The sequence below is a fragment of the Brevundimonas sp. CURTG3B2_SDJG genome, from assembly GCF_057364705.1.
In genome coordinates, this window is sequence record NZ_JBNFOJ010000118.1 from 1 (window position 1) to 8,840 (window position 8,840).

Consider the following 8,840-nt stretch of genomic DNA (forward strand, 5'->3'; position numbering starts at 1 on the left):
GGTCCGGCCGCGGCCCCGGCTGGGGCCTGGGCCTGGGGCCGCCACGGGCGTGAGCGCCAGGGCGATGAGGGCGGCGCAAAGCGCCGGAAGCTGTCGGATCATGGAACGCTCTCCCCAGTCGTTTCCGAAGGCGAAGAGGCCCCGAGCCCGGCCCTTGGATGCGCGTGGTCCGAATTTGTCGCGAATGGAGCGCGTCGGCGCGCCGCCTCCCGGCAACCCTCAATAGCCAAGCTGTTAACGTCACGAAACTTTGAGTTGCGGCCCGCGCCCGCTCGCCATCCCCTGAATTCGCGCGTCAGGCGCATTTCAGGGAGGTCTGCATGTTGAGGAAGATCCGGAGCATCGCCGCCGTCGCGGCCGTCGCCTTCGCCGCCGTCGGTTCGATGGGCATGGCGGCGCAGGAATACGGGCCCGAGGAGACCGGCTACACCTACTATTGGTACCACGACGCGGCCAAGACCCAGGAGGGCGGCGTGGTCACCGACTCCGGCTGCGGCGGCTGGGGCGAGCACACCTGGGTGCAGCGCGCCTATGTGCCGTCCGGCTACTACGACGCCTATCCGGCCTTCTACTGCGACGGCAATGTGATGATGCCGCTCTAGGCGACGCACGGGATCGCCTCGGGGCCGTCCGGGACGCCGGGCGGTCCCGACCTTGTCCGGCTTTCGTCACGCCGGATCGTTGCTCGGATATTCTTTATCGCGATATGTATTCCTTCGCCCCGGCCCCATATGAAGGGCGAAGGAGTCCGTCATGCCCAAGCCCGCCGTGTCGCTGGACGGTCAGCTCTGTTTCGCGGTCTACGCCGCCGGCATCGCCATCAACCGCGCCTACAAGCCGCTGCTGGACGCCCTGGGCCTGACCTATCCCCAGTACCTGGTGCTCAGCGTGCTCTGGGAGGGCGGCCCCCGCACCGTCGGCCGGATCGCCGAGCGGCTGGACCTGGAACCCAGCACCATCACCCCCCTGGTGAAGCGGCTGGAGTCCGCCGGCCTCGTCGATCGCCGGCGCAACCCGAACGACGAGCGCCAGGTGGTGGTCGAACTGACGGGAGAGGGCAGGGCGCTGGAGGACCGCGCCGGCTGCCTGCTGGAGGAACTGCTGAAACGCTCGGGCCTGACCGTCGCCGAGATCGCCGACCTGAACGCCAGGGTGCGGGGTCTGGCCCAGGCCGTGTCGCGTCCCGCCGAAGAGGCCTGAGGGGCGACCGCTAGTCCACCAGGACGTCGGCGGCGAACACCAGGCCGGTGGCCGTCGCGAAAACGCCCAGCGCCCAGGCCCAGGCCCGCAGGCGCGTCATCCCCTCCACATGCATCAGCCACAGCCGCTGCACCGCCACGTACCAGACGGTGGCCGCGATCACGACGGCGGCCCCCGCCAGCGTCGTCCACTCCCGCGGGTCGCGCACGCCCAGCGACGCCAGGCTGACCAGGATCGAGGTCGCGCCGGACAGGTAGCATTGGGCGAAGAAGGGCGCGCGCAGGCTGTCCCGGTCGATCTTCCGGCCGGACAGCTTCAGGAACGCCCAGGCGAACAGCAGCGGGTGCAGGCTGAACATCAGGGCGCGGAAGGCCAGCAGGTTCTGGTCGCTGTCGGTCACCATCCGGCCCAACCCGGACCGCTCCTCGACCCGGAAGCCGAAGGCCAACTCGATCCCGTGGGCCAGCAGGATGCTCAGCACCAGGAACAGCGGCGGGCTGAGGGTCTCCAGGTACTGCTTCTCGGGCTTGTCGCGCTGCTCCTGGTCCGAATACCGCATCGTCTTCAGCGGGTGGCGCAGGGTGGCGAACAGGGTGCGCGGATAGAACAGCAGCCACGACATGACCTCGTAGAGCAGTTCCTCCACGGATCGCAGGATGGTCAGGACGTTCATCGGGCCTCCGGCGGCCATCATCGCCGCGAAGGCCGGCCGGGTCACCCCTTTCGAGGAACGGGCCGGCGCCGCAGCCTTGTCGCGGCGGTCAAGCTGATCGGCGAAGGCCGGTTCGCGGAACAATGGCTGACAACGGATGCAACGCTCGGTAGCGTGGTCTCGCACGGGACCTTGGGAGGGGCGATGCTGGGTCGGATCATGGGGCGCGTCGTCGCCGACGGGCTGTTCGGCGCCCTGGGCCGGATTTTCGCGGGCCTGTCGCTCTTCGCCCTGGCGGAACGGACGCTGCGGTTCGGCGTCGGGGCGGTGTTCACCACCATCGTCGGCTACCTCGACAAGGTCCTGGCCGTGCTGGTCGGGTCGTGGGGCGATCCGCTGGGTCGCTGGATCGTCGAGCTGTTCTCGCCCCTGGGCCTGCACCTGACCATCCATCCGGACTGGCGGTACTATTTCTCGCTCTTCGGCATCTACATCCTGAGGAACGGCGCCCGCCTGCTGTTCAGCCGCGACTTCAAGGATGTCGGCTTCATGCTGCTGACCGTCGGCGGCCTGTCCGCGGTCGTCCACAGCGTCCTTCTGGCCGCCGTCCCTCTGGACGGGTCGATCCGCAGCGGCCTTCTGATCGTCGTGATCCCGATCTCGCTGTTCCTGACCTATGAGGCGACGCGCACCCTGGGCTTCGCCACCTTCCATCGCGAGCGCGAGGCGACCGCCGACGGACGCCCGGTGCTCTCGTGGTGGGGCGAGATGCGCTATCTCGGCGGCCATTCGCTCAGCCAGGCGGTATGGGCGTTCGGCTGGACCGCGGCCCTGGTCGCCCTGCTCACGGTGCTGGGCTATCCGCACCTGAAGCTGGCCGTCGTGGTGTTCCTGCTGCTGCTGATGATCGTCGACTGGCTTCGCCGCGCGCTTCATTTCGCCAAGTGGCGGGCCGGCAGGAACGACACCGACTGGCGCGATCAGTTCCTCGTGGAGCCGGCGGGCCAGGTCGCCCTGGGCATGATCGGCGTCGTGTTCTGGTGCGGCGTCTTCATCCTCACCAACGCCGGGCTGTCGCTATACGGCCTCTAGCCTAGGCGACCCGGCGCAGCCCCGCGCGCAGGGCGTCGCCGCCGCCGCTCAACTCGGTCTCGATCGCGCCGTGCTCGGCGACCCAGATCGGCGTCGCGGCCGCCAGCAGCGCACGGCCCGCCTCGGTCAGAGCCACTCGCCGCCCGCGTCTGTCGGCCGCGTCGACGCGCATCACGACGGCGCCCATCCGCTCCAGCGGCTTCAGATTGGCCGTGACCGTCGACCGGTCCATGCCCAGGACGGCGCTCACCGCGCCGATGGTCGGCGGCTCTGGCCGGTTCAGGCTGTTCAGCAGCGAGAACTGGCCGCTGGTGATCCCGACGGTCCGGAACGCCTCGTCGAACCGCCGCGACAGCGCCCGCGCCGCCCGCTGTGCGTGCAGACACAGGCAGTGGTCGCGGATGTGGACGGTGGCGGCGAAGTCGGCGGTCGCGATTGACATGCCGCATAATAGGTTGATATCAACCTTTTCGTCAACGATGCGAGGCGCGGACGGCGCCCGATCCAGGAAGGAGCCTCCCATGATCAAGGTCACCGCGTTCAAGTGGGTGCCGCCCTTCGCCCAGGGCTCGGTCCGCGACATCCGCGTCCGCTGGGCGCTGGAGGAGGCGGGTCTCGGCTACGACGACCACCTGATCGGCTTCGAGGACCAGGCCACGCCTGCCTACCGGGCCAGGCAGCCGTTCGGCCAGGTGCCGGCCTACAGCGACGGCAAGGTCGAAATGTTCGAATCCGGCGCCATCGTCCTATGGATCGCCCAGGCCTCCGACCAGCTGATGCCGGCGGACGACGCCGGTCGAGCCATGGTCCTGACCTGGCTGTTCGCGGCGATGAACAGCGTCGAGCCCTTCGTCGCCGAACTGGCCACCATCGACATCTTCCATCCCGAAGAGGCCTGGGCCAAGGAACGCCGCCTGCAAGTCGAACCCCAGCTGCGCCGTCGCCTGGCCGACCTTCAGGCCGCACTGGGCGATCGCAAATGGTTCGCCGGCGACCGCTTCAGCGCCGCCGACATCCTGATGACGCACGTCCTCCGCGACCTGCGCCACACCGACATCCTGGTCGACTACCCGGCCCTGGCGGACTATGTCGCCCGCGCCGAGGCTCGCCCGGCTTTCAAGCGCGCCCTGGCCGATCAGATGAAGCCGTTCCTGGCGGCGGAGGCGAGGAACCCGCAACTGGCTGGAAAGGCCGCCTAGGATGGCGCGCCTCGTCTTCGGCATGAACCAGTCGCTCGACGGCTATGTCGACCACGACAAGTTCGGGCCCGACGCCGTCCTGTTCCGTCACTTCATCGACCAGGTGCGCGGCCAGGCCGGCAGCATTTACGGCCGCCGCCTGTACGAGATCATGCGCTACTGGGACGAGGATCATCCGGAGTGGTCCTCCGCGGATCGCGAGTTCGCCGAGGGCTGGCGCGCTCACCACAAATGGGTCGTGTCGCGCACGCTCAAATCAGTCGGCCCCAACGCCACCCTGATCGGCGACGACGTCGAGGGGGCGGTCCGCAAGCTCAAGGCCGAGGTCGACGGCGAGATCGAGGTCGGCGGGCCCGAACTGGCGCGGAGCCTCGGCGAACTCGGCCTGATCGACGCCTACCGGATCTACCTCCATCCGGTCGTAACGGGCGGCGGCAAGCCCTTCTTCGCCGGTCCCCGGCCCCCGCTCCGCCTGGTCTCCAGCGAGCGGATCGGCGGGGAGGCGATCCTGCTGACCTATGTCCCGGCGTAGGAGTCGAAGCCGAGCTCTGGGGAGCGAGAAACGATGCGACCGAATCTGACGCACCAACCCGCTAGGCTTCTCCACCTCGGGTCTTTGACAATCGAACAGACCGGCGGAGTGCGCTTTGGCCGGCAAGTGCACTTTCAGGCGTCAAAAATCCCGTTACAGATCAAACGCTAGGCCAAAAATGTGCACGATGTGCACTCCATTTTTCCGGAGTGTACATTCACCTTTTCACCGTCATTCCGGGGCTTCGCGCAGCGAAGAACCCGGAACCCAGGGCAGCGCTCTCGGACGGGGCGGCGCGTCGAACCACGGGCTTGATCCCCTGGCGCCCCGGAATGACGGAAGGTGGCGACCGTGCCGCGCACGTTGCACTCGGTGCGGTTCACCCCGCGATCAGCGCCGCCCGCTCCTCGTCCGTCAGCGTCCGCCACCGACCCTCGGGCAGGTCGGCCAGCGCCAGCGGCCCGATCCGGATGCGCAGCAGGTCGATGACCCGCAGCTCAACCAGGTCGCACATGCGGCGGATCTGCCGGTTGCGGCCTTCCTTCAGCACGAAGCGCAGCAGTTGGGGCTCGACCATGGTCACCCGGGCGGGCTTGAGCTTGCGCTCATCCAGTTCCAGGCCGTGGCGCAGCCTGGTCAGCTTCGCCTCGGTGACCTGGCCGGTCACCCGGACCAGATACTCCTTGTCCAAATCCGACTGCGGTCCGATCACCGCCTTGGCCACCACCCCGTCCGACGACAGAAGCAGCAGGCCACGGGAATCCTCGTCCAACCGTCCTATCGGCGGCAGGACGACGCGCCCGGGCGGTTCGCCTTCGCCGATCCGATTGGCCAGGGTCAGCAGCCGCGCCGCCGGGACCTTACCCGGTTCGGGCTGGCCCGAGACATAGCCGACCGGCTTGTGCAGCACGATCGTCTGCCCCTGGGCCAGGGTCGCTTCGGCCCTGTCGTTCAGCGTCAGCGTCTGGCCGGCCTCCAGCTTGCGGCCCGCGTCGCGCACCACCTCGCCGTCCACCGACACCAGGCCGTCCGCGATCAGGGCGTCGGCCTCGCGCCGCGAGCAGACGCCCGACTGGCCCAGCCATTTGTTGATCCGAACGGGTTCAGGGCCGTCGTAGGTTCGAGAAAAGCTCATGCGCAGCCCCTAGCACACCCGTCATCCTCGGGCTTGACCCGAGGATCAGAGCGTCCGGAACAAGAGCATGATGTTGTTCGCAGGCATGGCGATCCGCAGCGTCAGCGCCAGGCCCTCCGCCTTCGCCGCCGCCGTCACCGCCTCTCGCTCGCGCAGGCCCCAGTCCCGGTTCCGCGCCTTCAGGCTCTCGTCGAAAGCGGCGTTGGAGGGGGCCAACTCGACCTTGGGCTCGCGATAGGGGCCGTACAGCGCCAGCAGGCCTCCGGGCCGCCGCAGAGCCTGACCGGCCAGACGCATCAAGCCCTCGGTCGCCGCCCAGGGGCTGATGTGGACCATGTTGATGCAGACGATCGCGTCGACCTGGGGCGTCGACCAGGTCGTCTCATCCAGCATGTCCAGGGCCAGAGGCGGTCTGAGATTGGCCAGGCCGGCGGTCTCCGCCCAGGCGGTGATGCTGGCGCGCGCCTCGGCCGACGGATCGCTGGGCGTCCAGTCCAGGCCGGGCAGGGCGCCGGCGAAGGCGACGGCGTGCTCGCCCGATCCGCTGGCGATCTCCAGCACCCGGCCACGCGCCGGCAGGTGGGCTTTCAGCACCTCCAGGATCGGCGCCGTGTTCCGCGCCACGGCGGGCGAGGCGAGGGCGCCCTGGGGAGTCGGCCGGACCGGATCCATCGTCTGCATGGGCCGTCCGATACCCCGCCCAAGGCCTCGCCGCGAACGGAAATGTGCAGGTCCGGGGTCCGGCGACGCTCGCGAGAGGTTGAAACGTGCGTCGGTTGACGCAACGGCCGCTTCGATGTCATTCCGCCGCTGAAACATTGCGTGAAGACGCGCAAGGGAGACGGCCACGGCGACGCCAGATCGCCGGGCGCGACGTTCAGGAGAGTGACAGTGACGGCTTCCGCCATCCCGGGCCTGCACCCGGCCCCCACGAACCACGCCGGCCTCGTCGCCTGGGTCCAGCGGATCGCCGCCCTGACCAAGCCCGCCCGCGTCCACTGGTGCGACGGCTCCGAGGCCGAGAAGGCCGCCATCGTCGCCGACCTGATCGCCAAGGGCACCCTGCGCGAGCTGGACCAGGCTAAGCGCCCCGGCTGCTACTACGCCGCCTCGGATCCCAAGGACGTCGCCCGCGTCGAGAGCCGCACCTTCATCTGCCCGGCGAACCAGGCCGACGCCGGCCCGACCAACAACTGGGCCGATCCGGTCCAGATGCGCGCCCGCATGGACGGCCTGTTCGACGGCTGCATGGCCGGCCGGACCATGTACGTCGTGCCCTTCTCCATGGGGCCGCTCGGCTCCAAGATCAGCGCCCTGGGCGTCGAGATCACCGACAGCGGCTATGTCGCCGTCTCGATGGGCATCATGACCCGCATGGGCAAGCCGGCGCTGGACGTGCTGGGCTCGGACGGCGAATACGTCCCCGCCGTCCATACCCTGGGCGCCCCGCTGGCTCCCGGCCAGGCCGACGTGCCGTGGCCCTGCAACGAGGAGAAGTGGATCGTCCACTATCCCGAGACCCGCGAGATCTGGTCCTACGGCTCGGGCTACGGCGGCAACGCCCTGCTGGGCAAGAAATGCTACGCGCTGCGCATCGCCTCGGTCATGGCCCGCGACGAGGGCTGGTTGGCCGAGCACATGCTGATCCTCAAGCTGACCGATCCCAAGGGCCGCGCCAAATACGTCGCCGCCGCCTTCCCCTCGGCCTGCGGCAAGACCAACCTGGCCATGCTCCAGCCGACCCTGGAAGGCTGGAAGGCCGAGACCATCGGCGACGACATCGCCTGGATGCGCTTCGGCGACGACGGCCGCCTGTACGCCGTGAACCCCGAGGCCGGCTTCTTCGGCGTCGCGCCGGGCACCAGCCGCAACACCAACCAGAACGCCCTGGCCACCCTGGCGACCAACACCGTCTTCACCAACACGGCGCTCACCGCCGACAACGACGTCTGGTGGGAGGGCCTGACCAAGCAGGCGCCGGAAGGCCTGACCACCTGGAAGGGCGCGGCCCACGATCCGGCCTCGGGCGAACCCGCCGCCCACCCGAACGCCCGTTTCGCCGCCCCGGCCCACCAGTGCCCGACCATCGCGCCCGAATGGGAGGATCCCAAGGGCGTGCATCGCGCCTCTGTCGGCGGCGCCGGGCCTCGGCGGTGCCGCTGGTCACCGAGGCCTTCGACTGGGAGCACGGCGTGTTCATGGGCTCGTCGGTCGCCTCGGAAGGCACCGCCGCGGCCGAGAACAAGGTTGGCGAGCTGCGCCGCGACCCGTTCGCCATGCTGCCCTTCTGCGGCTACAACATGGGCGACTACTTCGCCCACTGGCTGTCGATGGGCGGACGCACCGACCCGGCCAAGCTGCCGCGCCTCTACTTCGTCAACTGGTTCCGCAAGAACGAAGAGGGCAAGTTCGTCTGGCCGGGCTTCGGCGACAACGCCCGCGTCCTGAAGTGGATCGCCGAGCGCCTGGACGGCGAGGCGACGGCGGTCGACACCCCGGTCGGCCGCGTGCCGTCGGCCGAGGCGCTGGACCTGTCGGGCCTGGACCTGACCGACGCCGACCTGGCCACCTTGCTGGACGTCGACGCCGAAGTCTGGGCCGAGGAAGCCGCGCTGATCCCCGCCTTCTACGAGAAGTTCGGCGACCGCCTGCCCAAGGCCCTGTGGGACCAGCACGCGGCCCTCACCGCCCGCATCGACGCTCACCGCGCCGCCGCCATCGCAGCCGAGTAGGCGAACCTGGCTCGGTCTCGCGCTCAAGCAGCGAGGCTCCGCGAGCCGAGCGTTAGCGCGTCTTGCCAAAAACAAGCGGCGGGTCGAATAGACCCGCCGTGACCTCCCCTGATGTGATCGTCGTCGGCGCCGGCGTGCTGGGCCTCTGCGCGGCCGCCGAGCTCGGTGCGCGAGGCCTCGCCGTGACCGTGCTGGACCCCGGGAGGGCCAACGCCTCGTCCGTCGCGGCCGGCATGATCGCCCCGGCCCTGGAAAGCCTGCTGGACGAGGTTTCGCCCGACGGGCCGCGCTGCTCAAG

The 8,840-nt window shown here is 69.3% G+C and carries 11 protein-coding genes and 1 pseudogene; 8 read left to right on the forward strand and 4 right to left on the reverse strand.

All coding sequences use genetic code 11. The features are described 5' to 3' along the window. The first annotated feature begins 320 nt into the window (after nucleotides 1-320). Complete coding sequence (locus AC2W7C_RS09500) at nucleotides 321-602, forward strand: hypothetical protein (RefSeq protein WP_486001218.1); 282 nt, start codon at nucleotides 321-323, stop codon at nucleotides 600-602. 151 nt (nucleotides 603-753) lie between these two features. Next, on the forward strand, nucleotides 754-1,200 hold the full coding sequence (locus AC2W7C_RS09505) for a MarR family winged helix-turn-helix transcriptional regulator (protein ID WP_486001219.1): 447 nt from the start codon (nucleotides 754-756) through the stop codon (nucleotides 1,198-1,200). A gap of 10 nt (nucleotides 1,201-1,210) precedes the next feature. Here the strand turns inward: AC2W7C_RS09505 and AC2W7C_RS09510 are convergent, their stop codons facing one another. Further along, a complete protein-coding gene (locus AC2W7C_RS09510) occupies nucleotides 1,211-1,918 on the reverse strand; it encodes a hypothetical protein (RefSeq protein WP_486001220.1) in 708 nt (235 codons plus the stop codon). 138 nt (nucleotides 1,919-2,056) lie between these two features. Between AC2W7C_RS09510 and AC2W7C_RS09515 the strand changes: the two genes are divergently transcribed. Then, entirely contained in the window at nucleotides 2,057-2,944 is an 888-nt protein-coding gene (locus tag AC2W7C_RS09515; protein WP_486001221.1) for a hypothetical protein, read from the forward strand. 1 nt (nucleotide 2,945) lies between these two features. Here AC2W7C_RS09515 and AC2W7C_RS09520 read toward each other — a convergent pair whose 3' ends face one another. Continuing rightward, nucleotides 2,946-3,386 carry a MarR family winged helix-turn-helix transcriptional regulator gene (locus AC2W7C_RS09520; protein ID WP_486001222.1) on the reverse strand — a complete coding sequence of 147 codons (441 nt, stop codon included), beginning with the start codon at nucleotides 3,384-3,386 and terminating at the stop codon, nucleotides 2,946-2,948. Between the two features lie 79 nt (nucleotides 3,387-3,465). On the opposite strand from AC2W7C_RS09520, the gene AC2W7C_RS09525 reads away from it, so the two are divergent. Beyond that, nucleotides 3,466-4,143: a glutathione S-transferase family protein gene (locus AC2W7C_RS09525; protein ID WP_486001223.1), complete on the forward strand. Its 678-nt coding sequence runs from the start codon at nucleotides 3,466-3,468 to the stop codon at nucleotides 4,141-4,143. A 1-nt stretch (nucleotide 4,144) separates the two neighbouring features. Then, complete coding sequence (locus AC2W7C_RS09530; protein WP_486001224.1) at nucleotides 4,145-4,675, forward strand: dihydrofolate reductase family protein; 531 nt, start codon at nucleotides 4,145-4,147, stop codon at nucleotides 4,673-4,675. A 379-nt stretch (nucleotides 4,676-5,054) separates the two neighbouring features. Here AC2W7C_RS09530 and AC2W7C_RS09535 read toward each other — a convergent pair whose 3' ends face one another. Then, entirely contained in the window at nucleotides 5,055-5,810 is a 756-nt protein-coding gene (locus AC2W7C_RS09535; protein ID WP_486001225.1) for a pseudouridine synthase, read from the reverse strand. Nucleotides 5,811-5,855: 45 nt separating this feature from the next. Continuing rightward, complete coding sequence (locus tag AC2W7C_RS09540; protein WP_486001226.1) at nucleotides 5,856-6,491, reverse strand: DUF938 domain-containing protein; 636 nt, start codon at nucleotides 6,489-6,491, stop codon at nucleotides 5,856-5,858. A gap of 210 nt (nucleotides 6,492-6,701) precedes the next feature. Between AC2W7C_RS09540 and AC2W7C_RS09545 the strand changes: the two are divergent. The 3 genes and pseudogenes from AC2W7C_RS09545 to AC2W7C_RS09555 all read left to right on the forward strand — a co-directional run. Continuing rightward, a pseudogene (locus AC2W7C_RS09545) lies at nucleotides 6,702-7,871 on the forward strand (phosphoenolpyruvate carboxykinase (GTP)); the annotation flags it as partial. Between the two features lie 137 nt (nucleotides 7,872-8,008). Beyond that, nucleotides 8,009-8,542: a phosphoenolpyruvate carboxykinase domain-containing protein gene (locus tag AC2W7C_RS09550; RefSeq protein WP_486001227.1), complete on the forward strand. Its 534-nt coding sequence runs from the start codon at nucleotides 8,009-8,011 to the stop codon at nucleotides 8,540-8,542. Between the two features lie 98 nt (nucleotides 8,543-8,640). Further along, the coding region (locus tag AC2W7C_RS09555; RefSeq protein WP_486001228.1) for an FAD-dependent oxidoreductase at nucleotides 8,641-8,840 on the forward strand (200 nt) is incomplete at its 3' end.